At 52.4% G+C, this 24,233-nt stretch carries 19 protein-coding genes and 1 pseudogene; 14 read left to right on the top strand and 6 right to left on the bottom strand.

The window, feature by feature from the left end; genetic code table 11:
- The first annotated feature begins 5 nt into the window (after positions 1-5).
- From HMPREF2541_RS08635 to HMPREF2541_RS08650, 4 genes are all read left to right on the top strand, one after another.
- A complete protein-coding gene (locus HMPREF2541_RS08635) occupies positions 6-407 on the top strand; it encodes a HEAT repeat domain-containing protein (protein WP_049257657.1) in 402 nt (133 codons plus the stop codon).
- A gap of 191 nt (positions 408-598) precedes the next feature.
- On the top strand, positions 599-2,116 hold the full coding sequence (locus HMPREF2541_RS08640) for an ABC transporter permease/substrate-binding protein (protein ID WP_070543141.1): 1,518 nt from the start codon (positions 599-601) through the stop codon (positions 2,114-2,116).
- Positions 2,117-2,197: 81 nt separating this feature from the next.
- The gene (locus HMPREF2541_RS08645) at positions 2,198-3,151 is read left to right on the top strand and encodes a zinc-binding alcohol dehydrogenase family protein (protein WP_064086275.1); all 954 of its coding nucleotides are present in this window, start codon (positions 2,198-2,200) and stop codon (positions 3,149-3,151) included.
- 71 nt (positions 3,152-3,222) lie between these two features.
- The gene (locus tag HMPREF2541_RS08650) at positions 3,223-4,047 is read left to right on the top strand and encodes an ABC transporter ATP-binding protein (protein ID WP_064086276.1); all 825 of its coding nucleotides are present in this window, start codon (positions 3,223-3,225) and stop codon (positions 4,045-4,047) included.
- An 88-nt stretch (positions 4,048-4,135) separates the two neighbouring features.
- On the opposite strand, the gene HMPREF2541_RS08655 is transcribed toward HMPREF2541_RS08650, so the two are convergent.
- The gene (locus HMPREF2541_RS08655; RefSeq protein ID WP_070543144.1) at positions 4,136-5,251 is read right to left on the bottom strand and encodes an NADH-dependent flavin oxidoreductase; all 1,116 of its coding nucleotides are present in this window, start codon (positions 5,249-5,251) and stop codon (positions 4,136-4,138) included.
- A gap of 388 nt (positions 5,252-5,639) precedes the next feature.
- Here HMPREF2541_RS08655 and HMPREF2541_RS08660 point away from each other — a divergent pair, with 388 nt between their 5' ends.
- From HMPREF2541_RS08660 to HMPREF2541_RS08700, 9 genes are all read left to right on the top strand, one after another.
- Positions 5,640-6,446, top strand: coding sequence for a class I SAM-dependent methyltransferase (locus tag HMPREF2541_RS08660; protein ID WP_064086278.1), 807 nt, complete (start codon positions 5,640-5,642; stop codon positions 6,444-6,446).
- A 191-nt stretch (positions 6,447-6,637) separates the two neighbouring features.
- Positions 6,638-7,180, top strand: coding sequence for a 5' nucleotidase, NT5C type (locus tag HMPREF2541_RS08665; RefSeq protein WP_003823971.1), 543 nt, complete (start codon positions 6,638-6,640; stop codon positions 7,178-7,180).
- 417 nt (positions 7,181-7,597) lie between these two features.
- Positions 7,598-8,983 (top strand): Na+/H+ antiporter family protein, encoded by a 1,386-nt coding sequence (locus HMPREF2541_RS08670; protein WP_023887343.1) that lies wholly within the window; start codon positions 7,598-7,600, stop codon positions 8,981-8,983.
- Positions 8,983-9,207, top strand: a complete 225-nt coding sequence (locus HMPREF2541_RS08675) for a SlyX family protein (protein WP_064086280.1) — start codon at positions 8,983-8,985, stop codon at positions 9,205-9,207. Before HMPREF2541_RS08670 ends, HMPREF2541_RS08675 begins: the two co-directional genes overlap by 1 nt.
- A 126-nt stretch (positions 9,208-9,333) precedes the next feature.
- Entirely contained in the window at positions 9,334-9,756 is a 423-nt protein-coding gene (locus HMPREF2541_RS08680; RefSeq protein WP_070543146.1) for a hypothetical protein, read from the top strand.
- Between the two features lie 342 nt (positions 9,757-10,098).
- Positions 10,099-11,421 carry a type I restriction endonuclease subunit R gene (locus HMPREF2541_RS08685; protein WP_210387152.1) on the top strand — a complete coding sequence of 441 codons (1,323 nt, stop codon included), beginning with the start codon at positions 10,099-10,101 and terminating at the stop codon, positions 11,419-11,421.
- Positions 11,422-11,446: 25 nt separating this feature from the next.
- The gene (locus HMPREF2541_RS08690; protein WP_070543176.1) at positions 11,447-11,968 is read left to right on the top strand and encodes an SLATT domain-containing protein; all 522 of its coding nucleotides are present in this window, start codon (positions 11,447-11,449) and stop codon (positions 11,966-11,968) included.
- Between the two features lie 4 nt (positions 11,969-11,972).
- Positions 11,973-12,752, top strand: a complete 780-nt coding sequence (locus HMPREF2541_RS08695) for an SMODS domain-containing nucleotidyltransferase (RefSeq protein WP_064103315.1) — start codon at positions 11,973-11,975, stop codon at positions 12,750-12,752.
- An 11-nt stretch (positions 12,753-12,763) separates the two neighbouring features.
- Positions 12,764-13,711, top strand: a complete 948-nt coding sequence (locus HMPREF2541_RS08700) for a COG2958 family protein (protein WP_003823956.1) — start codon at positions 12,764-12,766, stop codon at positions 13,709-13,711.
- 18 nt (positions 13,712-13,729) lie between these two features.
- Here HMPREF2541_RS08700 and HMPREF2541_RS12600 read toward each other — a convergent pair whose 3' ends face one another.
- Complete coding sequence (locus HMPREF2541_RS12600; RefSeq protein ID WP_080543247.1) at positions 13,730-13,900, bottom strand: transposase; 171 nt, start codon at positions 13,898-13,900, stop codon at positions 13,730-13,732.
- Positions 13,901-14,770: 870 nt separating this feature from the next.
- On the opposite strand from HMPREF2541_RS12600, the pseudogene HMPREF2541_RS12605 reads away from it, so the two are divergent.
- Positions 14,771-14,866: pseudogene (locus HMPREF2541_RS12605) on the top strand (IS1595 family transposase); the annotation flags it as partial.
- Here the strand turns inward: HMPREF2541_RS12605 and HMPREF2541_RS08710 are convergent.
- The 4 genes from HMPREF2541_RS08710 to HMPREF2541_RS12030 all read right to left on the bottom strand — a co-directional run bounded on the left by HMPREF2541_RS08710 (position 14,851) and on the right by HMPREF2541_RS12030 (position 24,018).
- Positions 14,851-17,688 (bottom strand): SNF2-related protein, encoded by a 2,838-nt coding sequence (locus HMPREF2541_RS08710; protein ID WP_070543152.1) that lies wholly within the window; start codon positions 17,686-17,688, stop codon positions 14,851-14,853. The pseudogene HMPREF2541_RS12605 and the gene HMPREF2541_RS08710 overlap by 16 nt on opposite strands.
- Positions 17,685-20,945: a DEAD/DEAH box helicase family protein gene (locus tag HMPREF2541_RS08715; RefSeq protein WP_070543155.1), complete on the bottom strand. Its 3,261-nt coding sequence runs from the start codon at positions 20,943-20,945 to the stop codon at positions 17,685-17,687. The genes HMPREF2541_RS08710 and HMPREF2541_RS08715 overlap by 4 nt, the downstream gene beginning before the upstream one ends.
- Complete coding sequence (locus HMPREF2541_RS12025; RefSeq protein ID WP_246824983.1) at positions 20,945-22,576, bottom strand: site-specific DNA-methyltransferase; 1,632 nt, start codon at positions 22,574-22,576, stop codon at positions 20,945-20,947. Before HMPREF2541_RS12025 ends, HMPREF2541_RS08715 begins: the two co-directional genes overlap by 1 nt.
- Before the next feature lie 131 nt (positions 22,577-22,707).
- Positions 22,708-24,018 (bottom strand): restriction endonuclease subunit M, encoded by a 1,311-nt coding sequence (locus tag HMPREF2541_RS12030; RefSeq protein ID WP_210387153.1) that lies wholly within the window; start codon positions 24,016-24,018, stop codon positions 22,708-22,710.
- Between the last annotated feature and the right edge of the window lie 215 nt (positions 24,019-24,233).

Consider the following 24,233-nt stretch of genomic DNA (forward strand, 5'->3'; position numbering starts at 1 on the left):
ATAAAATGAACAATAACGAATTGATTGAACAAATCAAAAATCCACAAACTCCGCTGCGGAACAAAATCCCACTGATTTTAGACCTTGCCGAACAACGCAATTGGGAAATCTACCCGTTGATTTTGGCCGCACTAAACAGTGCGGAATATGCCAAAGTTCGCGGTACGCTGATTTATGCATTGGCAAACTATCCGGCGAAGCCTTTGTTTGAGAAAGCCATCGGCTGGCTGATTGACGGCAATTTCGAAATGGCGCATGAAGCAGCGGGCATTCTCGATAAAATTGAAAAAATAGAAGGTGTACGCGCAGAAAAAGCATATACCGCCCTCACTGCCGCGCTGAATAATCCCGCCAACGAAATATGGCGCATTGAGCTGTTGGAAGAAGTGCTGAGGATGTTTGAATAGCAAAGAGAAATACGTCGATAAGCTCTCCATCGCCTGATAAAGGCTACCTGAAAACCTAAAAAGCAGCCTGCACTTGGTAAATTCAAAGTGCAGGCTGCTTTTCCACCTCCGCCTTCACGCCGCCATTCCTTGCCACATCCCCCAACCCCCTATACCATTCAATCCACTAACCATCAACACAGCCGAACATCATGCCCGCATCCCTCCCCTTCTCCCCCGCAGAACTCTGGCAAATGCTGCTCACACATTTATGGCTCTCCGGACTGGCTTTGCTCGCGGCAGTGGCCATTGCCGTGCCTGCCGCCGTGTTGTTTGCGCGCAGACAGCGGGCAGCGGAAGCGGTATTGCAGTTCACCAATATATTGCAAACCATCCCGTCTTTGGCGCTGCTGGGCTTGCTGATTCCATTTGTCGGCATCGGTTCGCCGCCCGTCTTGATTGCGCTCACGCTATACGCGCTGTTGCCGATTTTTCAAAATACCTATTTGGGGCTGACCCAAATCGACCAATCGATTCAAGATGCGTACACCGCATTCGGGCTGTCGCGTTGGCAGTCGCTGTGGCGGATTGAGCTGCCGATGGCTTTGCCTGCCATGATTTCGGGCATTCGCACGGCGGCGGTGCTGATTGTCGGCACAGCAACTCTTGCTGCGTTAATCGGCGCAGGCGGCTTGGGTAACCTGATTCTGCTCGGCATCGACCGAAACAACATGACGATGACGTTTACCGGCGCATTGCTCTCCGCGCTGCTGGCGGTCGGCGTGAGCGGCATCATTGGCCTGTTGCGGAAATCGCGGCGCAAGTTGCCGATGATTCTTGCATTGGCTGTGGGCTTTGGCGCACTCGGCCTGTCGCAGATTTCATTTACACCTGCCACAAAAAACGTAGTGATTGCCGGCAAAATGGGCAGCGAGCCTGATATTCTGATTAATATGTATAAATTATTGATTGAACGTGAAAATCCGAATATCAAGGTTACAGTCAAACCTAATTTCGGCAAAACCACGTTCCTGTTTAACGCACTGAATAGTGGTGAAATCGACATTTACCCTGAATTTACCGGCACGGTGCTGGAAACCTTGGTGCAAGTGCCGCCCGAGCAGAAAAACCGCCATCTGTCGCCAGATGAAACCTATCAACGGGGCAAACAATTATTGGCGGAACAATATCAGTTAGAGTTTCTACCACCAATGTCTTATCAGAACACTTATGCGTTGGCGGTCAAAGAAAGTTACGGCGCGGCGCACCAATTGAATGCCATCAGCGACTTAAAGCAGGCTGCACCCGATATCCGAGCAGGTTTTTCACTGGAGTTTACCGACCGGGCGGACGGCTACAAAGGCATGCAGGCAGCCGGTATCACGCTAAAACATATTGTCAGCTTGGAACCAGCCTTACGTTATACGGCATTGTTGAATGACAAAATCGACTTGGTGGAAGCCTTCTCCACCGACGCCGAATTGAAGCAATACCAGCTGCGCCTGCTGAAAGACGATATCGCCCTGTTCCCCGCCTATCAGGGCGCACCGCTGATGAAAGCGGAATTTGCCACGAAGAATCCGCAAATCGTGGCCGCGCTGAACCGCTTGGCCGGCAAAATCAGCGAAGCGGAAATGAGCGAAATGAACTACCGCGTGAAAGTGCAAGGCGAAAGTGCGGAAAATGTAGCTCGGGATTATTTGGAGAAGAATGGGTTGTTGGCGAATTGAAATGAGCGGCAGGCTACCTGAAAGCATCAGAAGCAGCCTGCAAGCTCTCTCCCAATAAAAACAACTTCTTAGGAAAACGTTATGAAAGCCGTAAAAATCTACCAAGCCGGCGGCCCGGAGCAACTGATTTATCAAGACGTGCCGACACCTGATATCAAAGAGGGTTGGTCACTGGTGAAAATCAAAGGCTTCGGCATCAACCATTCCGAGATTTTCACACGCGAAGGCAAATCGCCATCGGTCCAATTTCCGCGCATCTTGGGCATTGAATGTGTGGGCGAAGTGGCGCAAAGTTCCACGCCCGCGCTGGCGGTCGGACAAAAGGTCGTCTCTATTATGGGCGAAATGGGGCGCGCCTTTGACGGTAGCTACGCCGAATATGTGTTGCTGCCCAACGAGCAAATTTACCCCGTTCATACCGATTTGGATTGGACAACCCTTGCCGCAATTCCCGAGACCTACTACACCGCATTCGGCTCATTGCAGCAGCTTCGTATCGCGCCGCAAGATCGTGTGCTGGTGCGTGGTGCAGGCAGCGGCGTGGGCGTAGCCTTTGCACAGTTGCTCAAAGCGCAGTTTCCGCATGTCGTACTGCACGGTTCAACGCGTAATCCTGCCAAAGCTACCCGTTTGCAAGCAGTCGGATTTGACGAAGTGATTACTGAAGCCGATGGCAAAATACAAACCGACCAAAGCTATGACAAAATTCTGGAATTGGTCGGGCCGGCAACTTTGCGTGATTCCTTCTCCCACATCAACGAACACGGCATCGTTTGCAATACAGGGCAGCTTGGTAATATATGGTACGTGAACGATTTTGATCCGATTATCGAACTCAAAAACAACAGCTATCTCACCGCCTTTTATTCGGGCAATGTCTCGCAAGCTAAGCTGGATGCGATGTTTGACTATATCCGGCAGTTTAATGTGAAAATCTTCATTGAACGCGTGTTTGCATTGGAACAAGTTCCCGAAGCCCACCGTTTTTTGCAAAGCGCGGACGGATTTGGGAAAGTGGTGGTCATGAACGAATAGGCTACCTGAAACCCTACAGGCAGCCTGCACATGATTTGGTATCAATTTGGAAGCCATCATTAAGGCACAATATGCAAAATAATCTTGTCCCCTTTATCGAATTTCGCGGCACAGGCAAGCAATATGACGGCAAATATGCTGTGCACGATTTGGATTTGACCATTTATCAGGGTGAATTTTTCGTGTTGGTGGGCGGTTCGGGCAGCGGAAAATCCACCACGCTGCGCATGATTAACGCGCTGATTGAACCGACCGACGGCAACGTTTATCTGCACGGCAAACGGATTAAAGACTACGACATCCGCCAGCTCCGCCACCAAATTGGTTACGTATTGCAGCAAATCGCCCTGTTCCCCACTATGACTGTGGCGGAAAACATCGCGCTCATGCCCGACATTTTGGGCTGGCCGAAAGCAGAACGCAAAACGCGTGTGAATGAATTACTGGAGTTGGTGGAACTTGACCCTGCGCACTACCGCGACCGCTACCCGCACGAACTTTCCGGCGGCGAACAGCAGCGCATCGGCATTTTGCGCGCCATTGCCGCCAAACCCCAAGTACTGCTGATGGACGAACCGTTTTCCGCGCTCGACCCGCTGGTGCGCACCGTGCTGCAAGACCAAATCGCCATGATTCACCAGAAATTCGGCACCACCATCGTGTTTGTGACCCACGATATGCAGGAAGCCGCCAAACTCGCCTGCCGCATCGGCGTGATGCACAACGGCCAGCTGGTACAAATCGGCACGCCCGAAGCCATCAAAAAGCAGCCTGCAACCGATTACGTGCAATCGCTGTTTTCCGCCGCCGACGCACCCGATGCCCAACGCATCATCCACCAATTCCTGCGGCTGGACCAACGGGGACAGGAGGCGGTGAGACGGGCGTTGCTTTGATGCGTGTTTGAGGCTACCTGAAAACCTAAAAAGCAGCCTGCACTTTAATGTGCAGGCTGCTTTTTCATGTTCAGACCGTCTAAAACGCTCAAATATCCACAATCTGCCGTTCCATCCCCTTCACGGGCGGCAGCCACGGCGAGTTGGTCAGGCAGCGTTGCCACAGCGCATCGGGCAGGCGGTAGTGGTCGGCGTGGTCGGGGTCGAATTCGGTTTGGATGTCGGCATCACGGCCTTCGCGCACCAAGTCGGCCAAATCAGGGTTAATCATCACGGTTTTACCCAGCGCGATAAACTCCGCCCAACCCGTTTCAAACGCTTGGGCAATGTCGCTGCCGGTGTAAAGGTTGCCCACGCCGATTAAGGGCAGGCGGCCGGCGATGCGTTCGTGCAGCAGTTCCATGCGGGCGCGGTGGGTGTCTGCGCCGCGTCGGGCTTTTTTGTAGAAATCGTGCAGGGAAACATGCAGATATTGCAGCGGTTTTTGCACCAGCGCGTCCACAAGGGCGAAAGTTTCCGCCATAGTGATACCGTGTTCGCCCGGCTCTTCGGGCGAGAAGCGGTAGCCCAAGATGAAGTCGGGTTTGGCGTGTGCTTTGACGGCGGCGGCGACGGCATCAACCACGGCCAGCGGGAAGCGCAGGCGGTTTTGCAGGCTGCCGCCCCATTCGTCGGTGCGGCGGTTGGTTTGGGCGGACACGAATTGTTGCAGCAAATAGCCGTTTGCACCGTGGATTTCCACGCCATCAAACCCGGCCTGCACCGCGAGGGTGGCGGCATTGGCATAGGCGGCGATGAGCTGCTCGATTTCGGCGGCGGTCAGCTCGCGCGCGCCCGTGGCTTCATCGGCGGACGGGGCGACGATGTCGGCGGAAAGTTCGGCTTTCAGGCCGCCGTGGTGGATTTGCAGGATGGCTTTCGCGCCCTGTGCTTGGGCGATTCGTGCAACTTCGCGCAGGCTGGGCAGGTCGTCCTCGTTGATGGCATACGGTTGGCCGTGGAAAGTTTTGCCATCGGCCTGCACCAGCGTGGCGGCGGCGATAAACAGGCCGAAGCCGCGGAATCGGTTTTGCAAAAACGTGCGCTCTTGGTCGGTAATGTGTCCGTTTTCATCGGAAGCGAAGTGGGTCATAGGGGCGACGGCGAGGCGGTTGGGAACGGTGGCGCCGTTGTTGAAGGTGTAGGGCTGGAAGACGGGGTTCATGGGGATTCCTTTGCGGGATGAGGTTTTCAGGTAGACTGAAGCAGCAGGCGCATTCGGTATACACGCAATTACCGCATCAGCAGCACTTTGCTAGTTGGGCGGTTTGGCTTGGTTTTCAAGCAGACAGACTACCTGAAAACAGCACGAAGCAGCCGGCGTCCCCCTGATATAGCTGCTTTAACTATCCGGATGAGCCACTTTAGAGCTTTCAGGTAGCCTTTCACATCATCTCAAGCTGCTTATTCAGGTGTACAATCTCCTCTGTAAGATTCTCATTTCTATTTAGCCCAACAGGCTACCTGAAAGCAGAGCTGCAACCCAGTTTCTGTACAGCTCAAATCTTCATTTGAGGAAACGCCTGCAGGCAGCCCGGTTCAGGAGAGATGTCATGCTAAAAATCCAAAACGCCGTCAGCGAAACCCTGCTGATTCCGCTCTACATGAAATACCTCGACGCACAGCAAAGCCGGCCGATACTGAACGACCCCGCCGCCCTGCGCCTTGTGCCGCAAATCGACTACGACTTCACCCGATTCCGCTCCGCCCGTAACAGCCGTGTGGGCACAGCCCTGCGCGCCCGCTATTTCGACCAAGTGGCCGCCGATTTTATCCGCCGCCACCCCGAAGGCATCGTTGCCATTCTCGGCTGCGGGCTCGACGGCCGCCGCGAGCGGCTCGGCAGCGCCGCCGACCACACCCCCTTCTACCAGCTCGACCTGCCCGACGTCATCGCCCTGCGCGAAACACTGCTGCCGCCGCAAGCCAACGAAACCCTCGTCCCCGCCTCCGCATTCGACACCGGCTGGATGGAACGGCTGCGCCAAAGCCACCCCGCCGCCCCCGTGCTCTTTATCCTCGAAGGCGTGCTGATGTATTTTGCCGAAGTCCAAGTGCGCGAACTGTTCCAACAGCTTGCCCAACGCTTCCGCGGCGAAATCGCCTTCGACGTGGCCGGCACGTTTATGGTGAAACATTCCGACCAACACGACGCCCTCAAACACGCCCGCGCCCGCTTCGATTTCGCCTGCGACGACGACCGCCAAATGGAAAGCTGGGCCGCCAACCTCCATCTTGTGTCCGCCAAACACATGACCGATTTCCCCGAAGCCAAAGACATCGGCCTCAACTACTGGCTCATGCGCCTATTTCCCAAAATCCGCCATGCCTACCGATTACTGCACTACCGGATTGATTAGGGCAAACAGAACAAAGGCTACCTGAAATTTCAGGTAGCCTTTTCAGCCCGACAGGCAATGTCACAAATTCAGGCATCCGGGCATTGGCGTTTGAAAATTGACAGCCCAAACCTAGATGCCCGATAAAACCTTATAATCGAGCTACCAACTTTTCAACCAGTCTTATCCCAACACACCACAGAAAGCCCGCCATGCTCATCCTGCTCGACCAAGACAACGTGCTCGCCGACTTTGAAAGCGGATTCCGCCGCCATTGGCGCAGCCGCTTCGGCGAAGACGCACCAATAAAAGGCAAAGAACACCTTTTCTACATCCGTGACCGCCTGCCCGAGCACCTGCGCCCGCACGCGACCGAACTCTACGGCGCAGTCGGTTTTTTCGAAAGCCTGCCACCGATGCCCGGCGCAGTGGAAGCTGCCCACGCCCTTTTGGCTGCCGGCCACGACGTGCGCATCTGCACCGCGCCGGTCAACCAATACCGCTACTGCGCCGGCGAGAAAATCGCCTGGGTGGAACAACACTTGGGCGCAGAATGGACACGGCGCGTGATTATCGCCAAAGACAAAACCTGGGTGCGCGGCGACATCCTCATCGACGACAAGCCCACTATCGAAGGCAGCCTGCCGCCCCTGTGGCAACACCGCCTCTACGATGCGCCGCACAACCGCCACCTGAACGTACCGCGCATTGTGTGGACACAGCCGGAAACCTGGGCTGATTTGCTGGATAATTGATGCCGTCGGCTTGAGGCTACCTGAAAAATGGATGCGGCCATTTTTCAGGTAGCCTTTCTTATGGCAGATACCGACCCACCCTGTTTCTCGATCGATAAGCATCTTCCTATTCCACCGCACTCAATCCCATAACTCCGCTTATGCAGAAACTATTTCCCTGCTTTTCAGGTAGCCTCCCCTATTCTGCTGAATCGGCGGGGGAATTTATTCACAGCCAATCAATTTGCCTGTTGCCCGCCGCTTTTTCCGTTGTTATACTGATTTCCCGACTAATGAAATAAATCTGCGGCCAATGTCCATCCGGCCACACACAGCTAAAGCGCTTATTTCTCCACCTCGGGCAATCATACGGAGAAATCGGGCTTTGGCTTTTGCTTTTGGCGGATGCGGATCAGGCGCAAGAAAGGAGAAAGTAAAATGAATGCCGTAGTGTTGGCTGTGCTGGTGATGCTGATTTTATCGGCGGCACGGGTACACGTTGTGTTGAGCTTGGTGATTGGCGCATTTGTGGGCGGCCTGGCTGCAGGGTTGCCGCTGGCGGATATTACCGACCCGGCTACCCAAGAAGTGATTACCAAAGGCGTGATTACCCATTTCCAAAGCGGTTTGGCCGGCGGCGCGAAGATTGCGCTCTCCTATGCCATGCTCGGCGCGTTTGCCATGGCGATTGCCCACTCCGGCCTGCCCTATCAGCTGGCCGGCATGGTAGTGCGCAAAATGGGCGGCAATGCCAGCCGCGACCAAATCCCTTCCAGCGTAAATGGCCTGAAATGGGGGCTGATTGGCGCGCTCTTGCTGATGAGCATCATGAGCCAAAACATCATCCCGATCCACATCGCCTTTATCCCGATGGTGGTGCCGCCGCTGTTGCTCGTGTTCAACCGCATGCAGATCGACCGCCGCCTGCTGGCCTGCGTGCTCACTTTCGGCCTGGTAACCACCTATATGTTCCTGCCTTATGGCTTTGGCGCGATTTTCTTAAACCAAATCCTGCTGGCCAATATTCAAAAAGCCGGTATGAACGTGCAGGGCGTCAACGTGATGGAAGCCATGGCGATTCCCGCGGCCGGCATGCTTGTGGGGCTGCTGCTCGCCTTCGTCCACTACCGCAAACCGCGCCACTACACCAATAATCAGGTGGATTTAAGCTCCGAGCAGGCTGCGGCCAATGCGCCGAAAATCTCCACCTACCGCAGCGTGGTGGCCGTAGTGGCGATTGTGGCCTCCTTTGTGGTACAGCTGGTATACGACGACGCGCTGCTCTTGGGCGCGATGATCGGCTTCGGCGTATTCATGGCCACCGGCGTGGTGCGCCGCCGCGAAGTGGATGCGGTATTCGACAGTGGTCTGCGCATGATGGCGATGATCGGCTTCATTATGATTGCCGCCCAGGGCTTCGCCGAAGTGATGCAGGCCACCGGCCAGATCAAACCCTTGGTCGACACCAGCGCCAACCTGTTTGCCGGCAACAAAAGCATGGCTGCTCTGGTTATGCTTGCCGTCGGCTTGTTGGTAACCATGGGCATCGGCAGCTCCTTCTCCACCCTGCCCATCATTGCCTCCATCTACGTTCCCCTGTGCGCCAGCATGGGCTTCTCGCCGCTGGCCACCGTGGCCATCATCGGCACCGCCGGCGCGCTGGGTGATGCCGGGTCGCCTGCTTCCGATTCCACCCTCGGCCCAACTTCCGGCCTGAACGTAGACGGCCAGCACGACCACATCTACGATTCGGTTATCCCCACATTCATCCACTACAACCTGCCGCTGATGGCCGCAGGCTGGGTGGCCGCCATGGTGCTGTGATGACGCAGAACGACACCGAAGCGCGGCTGGCCGAACTGGAAATTCAGGTAGCCCTGCAAAACGACCTGCTCGACAGCTTGAACGACACCGTCGCCCGCTTGCGGCAAGCCTTAGACTTGCAACAAGCCCAGCTGCGCCTGCTCTACGGCCGCTTGCAAGAAAAAGACGGCGGTGGGGCGAATCAGCCCTTTAATCCCGCCGCCGAAATCCCACCGCATTATTAAAGGCCAAGTGTGTATCAACCAAGAGGCTACCTGAAAACGTTTTATGTTTTTCAGGTAGCCTCTTGCCAATTTGCCTACTCCTTTTTTATCATTCCGCCCCTCATTTCCACCATCAGAAAGCACATCATGCCCTCCCCAATCTCCATCGGCAGCACCGCCCTCCTGGCCGGCCTCGTTTGCCTCACTGCCGGCTGTGCCAGCCTAGACACACGTATGAAACGCTTTGTTGGCAAACCCATCGATGCCGTTATCAAATCCTATGGCGTCGAACCGACAGAAGGTAGAGTCAAATCGGGAAACAATCGCTATGCCTACCTCTGGCGCTATACTTACTACTCCTACGGCGGCCATGAATACGAAGGCAGCAGTCAAAACGGCCCCATCATTACCAACTACTATAGCGACGTCTGCTACGGCCAAAACCAAGACCGCATCTTCTACACTGATAACCAAGGCATCATCGTGGATTATTATTGGCAAAACAGCAACAAATGGCGCGTGAATTGCCGTACTCACCAAATTGGCCGGTATTTCCGAAGATCTCTGTAATCAACCACATCCTTCAAACTGCATCACGCGTTTGGCATAAAGAAAACGGTTTGGCCGCAGCAAAACCTTATCCAACCGAATAGAGGAAAATGAGGATGGAACAAAGCGGCCAACCGCAGACAATACGACTAGTCGAGCCAACGCAGCAGCATTCTTAGTTTAATTCACTAAAAAAAGGCTACCTGAAACCTTCAGGTAGCCTTTTTAAAACCGCCAAACACTTCTAGTACATAAAAACAGCAGCCCGAAGGCTACCCAAACAAGTTTTATGAAAGGAAATCTGGTGGCGGAATACGGAACCGAACCCGCGTCCGCAAGGCCATCCGCCGCAAGGCCGAGATCATGGTCGATCACTTCATAGCGCAGGTGGCGGGTAAACAGAAGATCGGTGGCAAGGCGCGGGCGATGATCGTGTGTAACGGCATCGCGCGGGCCATTGACTACTGGCGCGAGGTGTCGGACTACCTCACCCAGATCAAGAGCCCGTACAAGGCGATCGTGGCCTACTCGGGCGACTTCGAGATTGGCGGGCAGAAGAAGACCGAGGCTGATCTCAACGGGTTTCCGAGCAAGGACATTCCGGCCAATCTCAAGCAAGACCCGTATCGATTCCTGATCGTTGCCAACAAGTTCGTCACCGGCTTTGATGAACCCTTGCTGCACACGATGTACGTGGACAAGCCGCTGGCGGGCGTGCTGGCGGTGCAGACCCTGTCACGCCTGAACCGGGCGCATCCACAGAAGCACGACACCTTCGTGCTCGACTTCGCCGACAATGCCGAGGCAGTGAAGGCGGCGTTCCAGGATTACTACCGCACCACCATACAGACCGGCGAAACCGACGCCAACAAGCTGCACGACCTGAAGGCTGAACTCGACGGGCAGCAGGTGTATAGCTGGCAGCAGGTGGAAGACTTGGTGACGCTTTACTTGAGCGGCGCAGACCGGGACAAACTCGATCCGATCCTCGATGCGTGCGTGGTCGAGTACACCGACCAGCTCGGCGAGGACGATCAGGTCAAGTTCAAGGGAAAGGCGAAGGCCTTTGTGCGCAGCTACGGTTTCCTCGCCGCGATCCTGAGTTACGGTCACCCGATGTGGGAGAAGCTGTCGATCTTCCTGAACTTCCTCATCCCGAAATTGCCCGCGCCCAAGGAAGAAGACCTCTCCAAGGGGGTGCTGGAGACCATCGACATGGACAGCTATCGGGTTGAGGCCAAAGCGGCGTTGAAGATGGCGATGGACGATGCCGACGCAACCGTCGAGCCAGTGCCGCCGGGTGGCGGTGGCGGCAAGGGCGAAGCCGACATCGACAGACTCTCCGCGATCATCAAGACCTTCAACGACCTCTTCGGCAACATCGAGTGGAAGGACGAGGACAAGATCCGCAAGGTTATCGCCGAGGAGATCCCGGCACGTGTTGCGCAGGACAAGGCCTACCAGAACGCGCAGGCGAACTCCGACAAGCAGAACGCCAAGTTAGAGCACGACAAGGCGCTCAACCGTGTGGTGTTGGAGCTGCTGTCCGACCACACCGAACTGTTCAAGCAGTTCAGCGACAACCCCAACTTCAAGCGCTGGCTGACGGACACCGTTTTCGATGCGACCTATCAGCAGGGCGCGATTCCGCCGAAGGCTCCGCCACAGACTGGAGCATCAGCATGAGAACGAATTGGTGCGGGAGGACGTGATGACTGGGACATCGCCAGAGGATCAAGCCAAGATTTCTGCGCTTTGCAGAGAGGCTGAGCGACTGGAAGAAGACGCCCTGTATTCGAGCAAGGGGCATTTCAACGCCGAAGATACATGGGTTCGGCGCAACTACTGGCTTGGTGTGCCTGCAACCGCTCTTGGTGCGATTGCAGGTGCCACTCTGGTTAAAAGCCAACCCGAGTGGGCCAGTGCCTTCACCTTGCTGGCGTCGCTGCTGACGGGATTGATGACCTTTCTCAAGCCGAACGAGCGCGCTGCAATGCACCGGGCAGCTGCCGGACAGTTCTTGGCTCTTCGAAATGAAGCCCGCTTTTTTCGTGAGATCGAACTGCTTGAGACAGATCGGCTGGACGAACTTCCTGAGAGATTGAAGGCGCTTTCCTCTGCACGCAATGAGCTGAACCAGAAGAGCCCGAGTATTCCAAGGCGCGCATTTGTCGCAGCTCGCAAAGGGATCGAAGAAGTCGAAGCCACCCACAAAGTAGATAAGGAGAAATGACAGAATGTCGGTATTGAGTTTTCTGACGGACACGGCCAGTAGTGCCGTGCTCTCCACAGCTGAGCAGTCGTTGATCACGACATCGATCTCCACGTTGCAAACCCGGCTTGGCCAGCATTTCAGCAGTGGCGTAATCAAGCAGCACTTCCGCTTCGGTTCGTCGACTCGAGGCACGATTCTTCCGCGCTCTATGGATGAGCGTTCGGATATTGATTACATGATCGTGTTTAGCGAGAACAACGCCACGCCTCAGACTTATCTGAATCGGCTGAAGGCTTTTGTCGAGAAGTACTACAAATCTTCGGATATCCGTCAGTCCAGTCCGACCATTGTCCTGGAGCTGAACCACATCAAGTTCGACCTCGTTCCCGCAACTACGACCTGGCTCGGCGAGCTGCAGATTCCGGATGGCTCTGGCAGTTGGATGACGACCAACCCGAATGATTTCAACGCAACGCTTGAGGCAAAGAACAAAGAGAACAAGTCGCTGATCAAGCCATCCATTCGGTTGTTCAAGTATTGGAATGCGACCGCAGGGTTTCCGTTTCGATCTTCCTTCGAGATGGAGAAATGGGTCTGCAGCCTGAGCTTCTGGTTTCAGGCAAACCAGAAGGACTATTTCTTCACGGTTATCGATAATCTGAATACAAGTTCTTCATACGCTCAATGGGTGAACGACGAGATCACCCGAGCAAAAACCATCGTGGCCAATGTTCGTCAGTATGAGAAAGATGAGATGCCGGTAACGGCAGAGAACGAAATCAAGAAACTTTTCCGGCTCTGAGGGGGGGAGACATGACACTCAATCTTGCAAAGGCCGTCATTGGCTACCTGAAGGATCGGCCCGAGCAGAAATTCACTGCACGGCAGATCGCCGAGTGGGTGTTCGCTTCATACCCGGATGAGTGCCAGGAAAAGCGTGCTAACAGCCGTGGCGACTACATAAAGTCCGATGCGGATTTGGTGCAGCAGCTAGTTGCTGAAATCAGCTCGCAGCGCCCGCGTATGCAAACGAAGCATCCGGGACTCAAAACGACAGAAGGACGGCCGCGCCGTTACTACTTTTCGGAACGCTCGGACAGCGCCGAAGTGGCGGCTGCCGAAAGCGAGGGGACATCGACGACTGCAGATGCGAGTATTTTGAAAATTGACGAGCACGCGCTGTACCCGCTGCTGTCGCAATACTTGTGGGAGGAGTTTAGCGTATTCTCCAAGCGCATCGATGAGAAGCGTTCATCGAATAAGCGCGGCCCGAACGGGAACCGCTGGCTTTACCCGGACGTGGTTGGCATGGAAGACTTGGGTGCGGACTGGCATCAGGAGGTGCGGGACTGCGTCAACCAGTATTCCGACAAGCGCACCAAGTTGTGGTCGTTCGAGGCCAAGCTGTTGATCAACCGTTCGAACGTGCGCGAGTGTTTTTTTCAGGCAGTGTCGAATTCTTTGTGGGCCAACTTTGGCTATCTGGTGACGGCGGAAATCGGCGGCACCGATACTCTAAAGGAACTGCGGATGTTGTTCGCCGCCCACGGCATCGGTTTCATCAAGCTGGACGTGGACAACCCTGCCGACAGTCAGGTCCTGATACCGGCCCGCGAGCGTGACGAAATCGATTGGGACATGGCCAATCGACTGGCTACAGAGAACCGGGATTTTCTGGAATACGTGAAGCTGGTGAAGCAGTTCTACCAGACCGGCGAAGCGCGCCCGGCGGACTGGGACGTTCCGAAACTGGACGATTGATCATCTATAGTCAAATTGCTAATAAAGAGTAACGAGAGTAAAGAACCAAAACAGCAGGGCATTCACATCAGCCAACCGCCATTGTTTCCTCAACCGTTTGATCCATGCCCATGTCTTCTCTATCGGGTTGAAATCCGAGCTATAGGGTGGAAGCCACAGCACCCGTATGTCCCTCAGTCTGCAACGCATCCAGCTACCCGGGTGAGCGCGTTGCACCCAGCGCCAGCAACCGCCTGCGGACGGTTTTTTTGTGGCCGCTTGGCACTCGGTCGCCACCGCTACAGGAGTTGCTAACCACAAACGACCGCCTCTAAACCTGCGTCAGCAAAGGAAATAACCTTGGGAACGATCGCGTGGCCACCAGAGAAAACGGAGAACAGAGAGGCGTCGGTGGGGGGCAAAAACGTCGACTTCGCAGGGGCGGCGCTCGCAAGGCAAGGCCCGGAAACCGCGCCAACACTGGGGGAACGGGCAAAAAAATCCCAGCCGATGAGGGTTGGGATTTTGGGTATTGGTGGAGGCGGGGGAATCGAACCCACCTAGCCCGTAACCAGTAGTATGTGTATAGACAAACGCCCTTGATTTAGGGCGTTTTTTATCTGTTCATATACTACTGGCTGCGGTCATTTGTGCCACGATTTGTGCCAAAGCCAACGAGGGTATTCCCATTGATACTCAAACCAACTAATGCAAAAAAACAAACAGCTCGATACCAATGCGCCACAGATATTCCGAGAAGAAGGTGTTATCGGCACTTCATCTATGAAATGCTAGACATTCCTACGTGTTATTCATTCTGCGCGGTAACCGATGTGGACTATTTCATTATAGCTTCGTCCACAACAAGTCAGACGCTGCCAACTATAAACTGCTACTACACGAAAACGGCACTATCTAGTGTATGCCTCAATTATCGTAACTCAGCTCGTTGTTTATACTTTTTCACCACTGGAAGCTTTCATTTCTGTTTAATTGCTTTCAAGAAACTTTCTTCCACTATCAAGAACAGAGAGAGTTTCCTATATCTATTATTCTTTACTATGTTATATAGCTACACAACCTATCATCAAGAAGAAAATTATGCCTGATAACATTGTTTATACAGACAATCTAAGCAGTTATAGGACTCAAGTCATTTCCTACACAATCTCCCACTTGACTGCGAACAAAGTCTCGATGTCTTTTTCAAATACCGTCTGATGGCGCAATTCTTGGATTAAAGCTTCGTGTTTGTCGTCAATCTCATCTTCTTTGTCGTCCAATGTGTTTCTCAGGCGGCGTTTTTGTTGTTCCAGTTTGCGGATTAGGTCTTCGTATTGTGCCAATTCGGCGGTGTTTTGTGCTAAATCACGTTCCCGTTTGGCATTTTTGATTTTTATTTTGACTTCTTCTAATTCGTCGCCCAAGGCGGCTTTTTGGTCGTCTGCCCAGCGGTCGAACTGTAAAACGCGCTCGCGGTAGTGGCGGCTGTTTTGTTCTTGGTAGCGGGAAAAAAAGCTGTCCTGTTTCAAGGAGGCGCTTTCGGTGATGTCTTGTGGAACGCTGTCTGTATGGCTGTTTTGCCGTGCGTCAAGCAGCAAAAGTTTTTGGCAGAAATCGTCGTCCAGCCATTCGCCGCCATCGGTACGCGCGGTAAAGAGCAGGGTTTCAAAGGTATCGGCTTGTGAAAAGATTTTGAGTTTTGCCACCAAAAGCCAGCCTGATTTACCTTGGTTTTGGGCAAGGATGCTGATTTTGCCGCCATCAAAATTGCCGTAGTCAAACATTATTTTGGCAGCGGGTGTCGGGACGTTTTGGCATCGGGCTAGACACCATTGCCCCAAATCGGTATTGGGACGGTGCAGGGCGGCAGTATCGTTTGTGCCACTCTCTTTGAGCAGGCGGTATCTGCCCAAATGCAAATGCGGCTCGGGAGCGGTTTTCAGGTCGAAGCGGTAGCTTTGCGGATTGAAGTCGGCGTAGTTGTTTAAGGCGAAGCGGCTGGCCAGCCAGAACCAGCGTTGAAAATCGTCCAGACGATCGCGGGTTTGCTGCAAACGGGTTTTGAATCGGTCGTGCACGTCGGTATCGAAATATTCCAACAGCCGCTCTTCCGCCAGTTTCCGCGTCTCGGCAATTTGGCTTTCCAGCTCCTGTTGCAGCCGGTCGAAGGCCGTCTGAATCGCTTCGGGCGTGCGGCAGGTGTCGTAAATTTCCAATATTCTCTTTTCAAAATCCAGGCCGTCTGAAATCTTGCCCAGTATTTCGTCAGATGCGCCGAATACGCCGTCAAACAGTTTGAATTTGTCGGTTAAAAGCTCCAGCACGCGACGGTCGGCATCGTTGCGGGTATTCAAAAAATTAATCACCACGACATCCGATTTTTGTCCGTAGCGGTGGCAGCGGCCGATACGCTGTTCGATGCGCTGCGGATTCCACGGCAAATCGTAGTTGATGAGCAGCGAACAAAATTGCAGGTTTACGCCTTCAGCAGCGGATTCGGTAGCAATCATGATTTTTGCCTGATTTTTAAAGGCATCAATCAATGCAGTGCGTTTGTCCACGGCGGGTGAGCCGGTGTGGTGCGGGCTGCCCGCGTTTTTATCCAGCCACGCCTTATAACGCCGTTGGCTGTCGGGATGTTTGTTGCTGCCGGAAAACAGTACGATTTGCCCTTCGTAACCGTTTTTGCTTAAAAATTCAAACAGGTATTCTTGGGTGCGTACCGATTCGGTAAAAATCACCGCCTTGTCCGCCGCACCTGCTTCCTGCATTTTTTGCAAACCGGTTTTCAAGGCTTGCAGCAGTGCTTGAGCTTTGCTGTCATGTGTTAGGGCACGGGCATGTTTGATGAAACCATCCATTTCGGCGATTTCCGCCGCCAACAGTTTGAAGTCTATGGGTTCTGCATCGCCGTCGTTTTCGTCATCGTCAAACGCTTCCCAGTCTTCCAAATCTTCGCCCAAGGAGGCAAGCAGGCTTTCAGATGGCCTTTGAGCCGTTTTTTGCATTGTATCCAGCCTTTGTCGGATAACGCCCAGCGTCCCGGAAAGGGCGGGTGTGGAAGATGCTAAAAGTTTGCGCAGTACCAATCCCGTCAAATGCCTTTGCCGCTTGGGCAGAGCGTAGGATTCACCTTTGGCCAAAAAATCCGAAACCGCTATGTAAAGCGCGTATTCGTCGTCGTTCAGGCGGTAATTTTGCGTGATGGTGTGGCGGCGGGTGTATCGGATATATTCCAACACATCCTTGCGGAGCGTGCGTTTCACATAAGGCGATAAGCGCGTCCGCAATTCGTCCGTATCGCCACGATTAATAAAACACTTTTGAAATTCCTTTTTGCTGCCGAACAAATGTTCGTCCAGAAAAAGCGACAAGCCGTAAAATTCCATCAGTGAGTTTTGCAGCGGGGTAGCGGAAAGCAGTAGTTTTTGACTGCCTGCAAACGCATTTAAAAGCGTTTGCGTCTGCTTACTACCGCTTTTATAGACATTGCGTAATTTGTGCGCTTCGTCAAACACCACTAAATTCCAGCCGGCGGCATTGATTTCAGAGGCACATTTGGCGGCAAACTCATAGGAAACCACCAAAACCTGCCTGCCCGCTTGCGAAGTCAGAAAATCGGTCAGACTGCGGTTTTGCTGCTTTAAAACTGCTTTATCCAGCACCAAAGACGGCAACGAAAATTTTTCCCGCAATTCCGCCTGCCATTGCTTTCTCAACGCGGCGGGGCAAACCACCAACAGGCGGCGTTTGCGTTCCGCCCAAAGCTGGCACAATACCAAACCCGCTTCTATGGTTTTGCCCAAACCCACTTCGTCCGCCAGCAACACGCCTTCGCGCAGAGGGTTTTCCAAAGCAAACAATGCGGCATCGATTTGGTGCGGCTGCAAATCCACCTGCGCTTCAAACAAAGCCTGCGACAGCCGCTCGTCGCCGCTTTTTTGGCACAAAAGCTGGTGCGCGTAATATTTGGCCTGATGCGGCGTGATGTTCATACTTTATCCCCGTTTAAAATCATGTCGAACATGGTTTGCAGATAATTTTCGTCTTCCATAAACAGGATATGTTTTTCGCGGAACTCGTCTTCGGTTTTGTCGAACACGGCTGCCGCGCCATCGTCCAGCAAGCCCTTATACGACGTAACGGACAAAATAAAGCTGTTCAACGTCAAATCTTGCAGCTTCAAAGACTGTTCCAGCTTTTTCACTTCATCCGCCAAACCGAATTTCGGATGTTCCCACGTCATGTGGCGTATGCCTTTGGGGTCGATGAAGGTCAGCCACTGCCTGCCGCTTTCCCTGTCCACCAGCCACAACAAAAAATCGGGATAGAAATTGCCCGCCAGCGCAAAACCCAAACCCTTGGCTTTGTTTGCCGCGTTTCGCAGGAGATACAAATCCTTGTCCCCCGTCCATTCTTTCAGACGGCCTTTTTCCCCCGCCGCCTTTTGCAAATCCTTCACAAACTGAATTTCGCTCTCTTCATTCATGGACAGCGGCTTCATGGTAAAGGGCAAAGCCTCTTTGTTTTCCAACACCATAATCGGGTAAAACAGATGCGGGTCAAAGCAGATGGCTTCCACATTCGGTGCAGTCCAGCCCACCATCTCCGCCAATTCGCCCGATTCCACGCGGCGTTTCAAATCGTTCAATTTGGCTTCATAGCCGCCGCCGTCTTCTGTTTTGTTGATGGAGAACAGATAGCTGTCGAGCATGGAACCGTTTTTTTCGTCCACGATTTTCTCGCGGTAAAACTGCCCTTCGTAGGCGGCTTTGAGCGACTTGTAAAACGCATCGGCATAGTCCAGCAGCAATTCGATCAAAAGACCTTCCTGTTTTTTCACGTCGGCAAAGGATTGCACTGCCAATTCGGATGATGGGATATAGAGTTTGTACCAGCCGGTTGTTTCGGCGAAAGTTTTCAGACGACCTTTGTCCAAACGAAGATTGTTCCAAGACTGCAAAAGCTTGTGCTGCTGCAATTTCAGGTAAATCCTGTCCCAGTCGAACAGTTCAAACAGATTGCTGTTCAGCGCAGCCGTCTGTTTCTGCCTGTCTTTGGATTGGGCAATCTGATTGCCCTTGCTGGCAAGTGCCTGAATGCGCGGATAACAGTCCAACACGGCAAAAGGCGGCTTGATTTTGCCGCGCCATTGTTCGGGGATTTCAAACAAATCCACATTCATGCTGCGCTTGAAACTTTTTTGGCGGTTGCCCTTGTATTCGTCGTCCAAAGCCAAAGTCCGCAATTTCACGCCCTGCGGCAGATTGGGCTGAACTTTAAAGTCCAGCGTGATGATGTCTTCGGTATCCACGCCTTCTTCCGCCAAATATTCGCGGAATTTTTCCATATAGTCGGCGTTGATGCCGAAAATATTGAGCGTTTCCAGCTTTTCCAGATGCACGCCGTACGGACGTTCGCCCGGCAGGCTGCGCTTGAGCGAATAGCCCTGTCCCTTGAGGCGCACGCCGCGACCGAAAAGCTGGATAATCTGGCTACCTTCGCTTTTGCCCATGTTTAAAAGCCCCATGGTGGAAACGCGCCAGCTCGACCAGCCTTCGGTGAATTTTTTCGAGCCGATCAAGAAATTGATATTGCCCGAAGGCGTATTAATCGTATCAAACAGGCTACCTGAAAATTCATCGCCCGAAGTATCGAATTCATCGCGATAGTTTTCACCCGATTTGGCAAAATCCGCAGCATTGCCGATATTGATGACGCCGAACGCGGGGAAACCGCCGACCGACAGCGACAATTCACCCTCTGCCTTTTTAAGCTGCTTGAGCTGTAAGCGTCCGCCGCTTTCGGCATTGAACACCAAACGCAGAATATCGTCGTACAAAGCCGCCGAATTACCCGCAAAATCCATCAAGGGCGCAAAGCGACGCAGGAAGATATTGTTGTCTTTATCGTCCAAAAGCCTTGCCTTGTCCGCCACCAAATCCGCCAGATAGCCTTCCACTTTTTCCCGCTCGTTCAGGAAAAACGCCAAAAACGACAACACATGGAACACGTCCGATTTTTCCGTTTTCTGTTCGGCGGTTTCGCTGCCGCTGGTTTTATCGGCAACGCTTTTACCGACAAAAATCATCAAAGGTTTTTCGATGTTCCAAGTTTTCAGACGACCCGTATGCTTCTGATACAGATACATCTGCTGGTAAAACGACAGCAGGCAGGCGGTGAAATACAGCTTTTCATGTTCGGCGAAATACGCGCCTTTTTTCAGGTTTAGAATCAGGCTTTCCTTGCCGTAGCCGTCGGCGTAGAAATATTTGTAGGAATAGTCGAACAAAATGGATTTGGCGTATTTTTCGCGCAAGGCATTCTTTTTGCCCGCCACTGCCTGCCCCAAAGTGGCCGAATATTCAAAGGAAAAGCCGCCTTTGGTTAAGGCTTCACGCCGTTTCAGCCATGCGCCGTCGGTTGCACTCGAGCCGCTGTGTCCTTCATCCACCAAAACCAGATTACTGCCCGCAAAGGCTTCTACCGCCACGGTTTTTTCACCCGATTTGTCGCCCAGCTTGTTGATGTCTATGACTTCTACTTTTATGTTCAAACTGTTGCCATCAAAATCAAGGGAAGGATAATTCGATGTGCCGTTTTTATCGAACAGAGCCGCGCCGAAACCCGACAAAGCCAAATCCGCGACGTGTTGCCTGCTCAAGCCTTCTCGCGGGGTCAAGACGATGATTTTGTCCGGTTTTTTGTCCGAATATTCCAGATACTGCAAGATATTGACGTGCATTAACAGCGTTTTGCCGCTGCCCGTGGCATTCCAAAAGGCGGTCATATTCAAATCTTCCGCCTGATAGGGCGCGAACTTTTCCGCAGCCTTACCCGTTTCGTTTTGATATTGTTCAAGCTGTTCGTTCAACACCTCCAGAAGCGCATCTCGGCGGTTGAAATACCAATCCAGATAAATCTCGGTAAAAATCAGCGACAGATATTGGAAATATTTGAGTTTCAATTCCTGATGGTAGGTTTTATTGCGCTTTTGCGTGATTTGCCGCCAATGGCGCAACACGTTCAAATCGTAGCGGCGCAAATCGTTTTCCGACAAGGCAGAGCCTTCGCCGAAAAACAAAACGCCCGTCAGTTGGTGGAAGAAGCCGCTTTGTTCATCTTTGGCTTCGCCCTCGTATTCATCGCCGCCCATCTGCGCCTTGAGTGTTGCCAAATCTTTTTTGTGGAACAGCGAGAGCAGCCAGCGGTTTAAAATCAGATGGTCGTGGAAAGTCGGTTTTTTCGCCATTATTGCGTCTCCCCAAACATCAACGCCATAAATTCGCTTTCAATCTGGCGGATTTTCAGACGACCCGAAACGCCGTTTTCGTTTTCCCACACCGTGGCGATGTTGTGGTCGCCGTTGATATACACCGTATCGTATTCCGAATCTTGCGGGTTGATTTTCAGACGGCCTAACAGCGCATCCAAACCTTCGTATCCTACCTTTTCGCAATCGCGCCAAAGCACCAGCGCGGTTTCCCCGTCCGGCAGCGTGCCTTCCACGGCCAAATAGCCGTCTTTTTCAATGCGGTCTTTGACGGCATGGACGCGCAGGCCCAGCAGGTAATTAAACGTTTCCACCAAGTCGATGTCCATCCGTTCGGTTGCGCCTGCCGAATTCGTGGCGATGTCCATTTGGTAATTGAAAGGCCGTCTGAAAACATCGGTATTGAGCAGCGAATCGCGGCTTTGGTCGGCCAGCATATAGCGCAAGAGATAATCTTCCTTCGCGCCGTCATTCAATTTGGCAAACAAATCGCCGTTGTCTTTTAACACCAGGTTGTTCAGCGTGTCTTCGTAGCTTTCCAGTTTTAAGACTTTGACGATTTGCGGCACACCGTTCAGGCTGCTTTCTTTATCGGCTTGCGGCTTGCCGTCTTTCCAATTTTCGGCATAAACCACTTTCTGCACGCGCGGCTTCAACACCGTGTCGAAATATTCGCCTTGTTCGACCAGGATGTATTTTCGCCTGCCGCCGTCTTCGCGGTTCAGGTTGATGACGGCATGGGCGGTTGAACCTGAACCGGCGAAATAATCCAAAATCAGGCTATCGTTAGCTTTTGCGCCAATTGTCAAAATGCGGTTTAGCAAACGAACAGGCTTGGGCGTAGCCTTGCTAAGTAATTCTGTTGAAACTTCTTGTCCGACATTAAAACAGGCAACCATTTCTTTTTTGGCTTCCTGATTGTGTCCGACTTCTTCGTAAGTCCATACAGTCAAAGGTGTTACGCCGTCTTTAACTTCAGAAAGGAAACGTTTAACAGATGGAACGTTATTTCCTGTTTCTCCAAACCAAATACGATTATCTGCAACTAATTCTTCAAATTTTTCTTTTGATACGCGCCAACATCTACCTGCTGGCGGATTAACTATACGTCCTGATGGCGTGGCAATTGGATAATCTGTTGATGGTGAATATGTTTTTACTGACATATCCCCAGATTTCCAAACTCCACGTTGGTCATTATCTGGGTTTTTATACATTGCTTGCGTTTTTTCTGAACGTGGCAATAAATCAGGTCGCCAAATTTCTTTGTTTTTAGCAAACGCAATAATGAAATCATGATTATCTGAAAGCCATTTTGCGTCATTGGACGGGGAATATTTCTTTTGCCAAATCACGTTATTGATGAAATTCTGTTTACCGTAAGTCAGTTCGGTAATTTGGCGAAGCAAAACCTGTTCATCGTCATCAATACTGGCAAAGAAAACGCCGTTATCAGGCTGCAAAGAATGTGCAAGGGGAGTGGCGTTTGAAATCAGGCTAGCCCAACTAGAATGCTGGTAATTGTCCTTATAAACAAACCCGTCGCCGCCCGTGTTATACGGCGGATCAATATAAATACATTTCACCTGTCCGCGATAACGCGCCTGCAACAGGTTCAGGGCTTGAAAATTGTCGGAATGGATGAGCAGGCCGTCTGTGGCTTCATCTAAATTATGGTCGTTGGAGAGGGCGGCAAGGAGCGCGGTTTGAAAGGAGGTAGGGAAAAGGGACGTATCAACCGTCAGATAAGGGTTTGATTCGACAAAGGAATCCGGATTTTTATCGGGGGGGGTAAATCATTGATTGCAAAAAGATTTTTCCATGTTTCGCGCTGTTTGGCATTGGCAAACACGGTTTGTAGCATTTCTTGGGGAATATGGTTCAGCGTGATGAGCCAGTGGCTTTTGGCAACGAATTTCTTTTTCAGCCACAGCTTTTTCTGAAAATCTTCCAGTTGGGCGAGGAAATCGATGATTTCGCGGGCGATGGCGCGCAGGGTTTGGATTTGGTGCAGGCTGCCTTCGATGTTGGCGAAGGTGGGCGCGTCTTGGATGTTGTCCAAGTCCATCACTTCGTTTTTGATGTAAAAATCCAATTCGCGGCGCAAAAAGCCGCCCAAGTCTTTGTGGATGAAATAATCGGCGGTGTTTTTGGCGGTATAGTCGGCAAGTTGCTTTTCCAACAGCGTGCGGTTTGGGTTTTTCTCGGTCGGTGCAGGCTGCCAAACGGCTTGCCAATCTTCGCCGATGAGTTTTTTAAGCGCGACGATGGTGTTTTCGTTGGCTTTTTCCTGCGGCTTTTTCTCGCCTTTGGGCGCAACGATGTATTCGAAGCGGATTTCCAGCGTTTTGCCGCCCGAAGCGTCTGAAATTTCGCGGACGGGATAAACCGCTTCTTCGTAAATATCGCCGTTGTCGTCTTCTTTTTCAATCACGCGCTCTTGTGCCAGCGCAAATACGCGGGCGGCATCGTTGTCTTTGCGGTTGTCTTTGGCGGTGTCGGCTGCGGTCAGGCGGAAAAATACTTCGCAGCCGTCTGAAAGTTTGAAGCGGTAGTTGCTGAAGTTCTCGCCCGATTTGGTGTAATACTGGTCTTTATTAGCCCAGTGCAGCAGCACTTCTTCGCCGCTGTACGGCACGGCGTAGGTATCGCCCTTGTAGCGGCGTTGGCTGATGAAGTCGCCTTCTTCGTAGTAGCGCGAAAAGAAGGTGAGCAGATGGTTGTAAACCGCCGCTTCACCCGCCGCCCCGCTTTTTTGCGCGATGGCGATTTTACCTTTTAATTCCTTGACTTTGGGCAGGTCGGCAGGGTTTGCGCCCAAGTCTGCGGCGGCTTTTTCGGCTTCTGCCAATTCCCGTTTCCAGCCGTCAATCTGCGTTTGGCCGGACGCGGAAAACGCAGCCTGAATTTTGGCGGGCAATTTGTTTTGCAAATAATCGCCGATTTCCTGCGAACGGCTGTTTAAAATACGGTAAATACCGAAATCAAGGTCGGCTCGGTCGATTTGGAAGATTTCCTGAAGTTTCTTAATCAGCTCGGTTTGGTGGGACATGGGGAGTTCCTAGGATTCATCATGTTAAATCAAGTAAATTTGGTTATTCTAGCAAACGTAAGGATATTTTGCTATTCATAATAATTTGTTATGTAATCGTTTTACCTGAATTTAGTTGCTAATACAAAAGCAATAATCAGAATTATCGAAAGATATTATTTGCTTCCTCTATCTTTCGCCAATAACCAACAAACCAAAGCAACTAACAAGCCGTA

Origin of the sequence: Eikenella sp. HMSC061C02 (assembly GCF_001809035.1) — a bacterium.
Lineage (GTDB): Bacteria > Pseudomonadota > Gammaproteobacteria > Burkholderiales > Neisseriaceae > Eikenella > Eikenella corrodens.

Excerpts from the sequence above, each read along its gene's own strand:
- HMPREF2541_RS08635 (WP_049257657.1), top strand. The coding sequence starts at position 6 with ATGAACAATAACGAATTGATTGAACAAATCAAAAATCCACAAACTCCG.
- HMPREF2541_RS08640 (WP_070543141.1), top strand. The coding sequence starts at position 599 with ATGCCCGCATCCCTCCCCTTCTCCCCCGCAGAACTCTGGCAAATGCTG.
- HMPREF2541_RS08645 (WP_064086275.1), top strand. The coding sequence starts at position 2,198 with ATGAAAGCCGTAAAAATCTACCAAGCCGGCGGCCCGGAGCAACTGATT.
- HMPREF2541_RS08650 (WP_064086276.1), top strand. The coding sequence starts at position 3,223 with ATGCAAAATAATCTTGTCCCCTTTATCGAATTTCGCGGCACAGGCAAG.
- HMPREF2541_RS08655 (WP_070543144.1), bottom strand. The coding sequence starts at position 5,251 with ATGAACCCCGTCTTCCAGCCCTACACCTTCAACAACGGCGCCACCGTT.
- HMPREF2541_RS08660 (WP_064086278.1), top strand. The coding sequence starts at position 5,640 with ATGCTAAAAATCCAAAACGCCGTCAGCGAAACCCTGCTGATTCCGCTC.
- HMPREF2541_RS08665 (WP_003823971.1), top strand. The coding sequence starts at position 6,638 with ATGCTCATCCTGCTCGACCAAGACAACGTGCTCGCCGACTTTGAAAGC.
- HMPREF2541_RS08670 (WP_023887343.1), top strand. The coding sequence starts at position 7,598 with ATGAATGCCGTAGTGTTGGCTGTGCTGGTGATGCTGATTTTATCGGCG.
- HMPREF2541_RS08675 (WP_064086280.1), top strand. The coding sequence starts at position 8,983 with ATGACGCAGAACGACACCGAAGCGCGGCTGGCCGAACTGGAAATTCAG.
- HMPREF2541_RS08680 (WP_070543146.1), top strand. The coding sequence starts at position 9,334 with ATGCCCTCCCCAATCTCCATCGGCAGCACCGCCCTCCTGGCCGGCCTC.
- HMPREF2541_RS08685 (WP_210387152.1), top strand. The coding sequence starts at position 10,099 with ATGGTCGATCACTTCATAGCGCAGGTGGCGGGTAAACAGAAGATCGGT.
- HMPREF2541_RS08690 (WP_070543176.1), top strand. The coding sequence starts at position 11,447 with ATGACTGGGACATCGCCAGAGGATCAAGCCAAGATTTCTGCGCTTTGC.
- HMPREF2541_RS08695 (WP_064103315.1), top strand. The coding sequence starts at position 11,973 with ATGTCGGTATTGAGTTTTCTGACGGACACGGCCAGTAGTGCCGTGCTC.
- HMPREF2541_RS08700 (WP_003823956.1), top strand. The coding sequence starts at position 12,764 with ATGACACTCAATCTTGCAAAGGCCGTCATTGGCTACCTGAAGGATCGG.
- HMPREF2541_RS12600 (WP_080543247.1), bottom strand. The coding sequence starts at position 13,900 with ATGCGTTGCAGACTGAGGGACATACGGGTGCTGTGGCTTCCACCCTAT.
- HMPREF2541_RS08710 (WP_070543152.1), bottom strand. The coding sequence starts at position 17,688 with ATGAACATCACGCCGCATCAGGCCAAATATTACGCGCACCAGCTTTTG.
- HMPREF2541_RS08715 (WP_070543155.1), bottom strand. The coding sequence starts at position 20,945 with ATGGCGAAAAAACCGACTTTCCACGACCATCTGATTTTAAACCGCTGG.
- HMPREF2541_RS12030 (WP_210387153.1), bottom strand. The coding sequence starts at position 24,018 with ATGTCCCACCAAACCGAGCTGATTAAGAAACTTCAGGAAATCTTCCAA.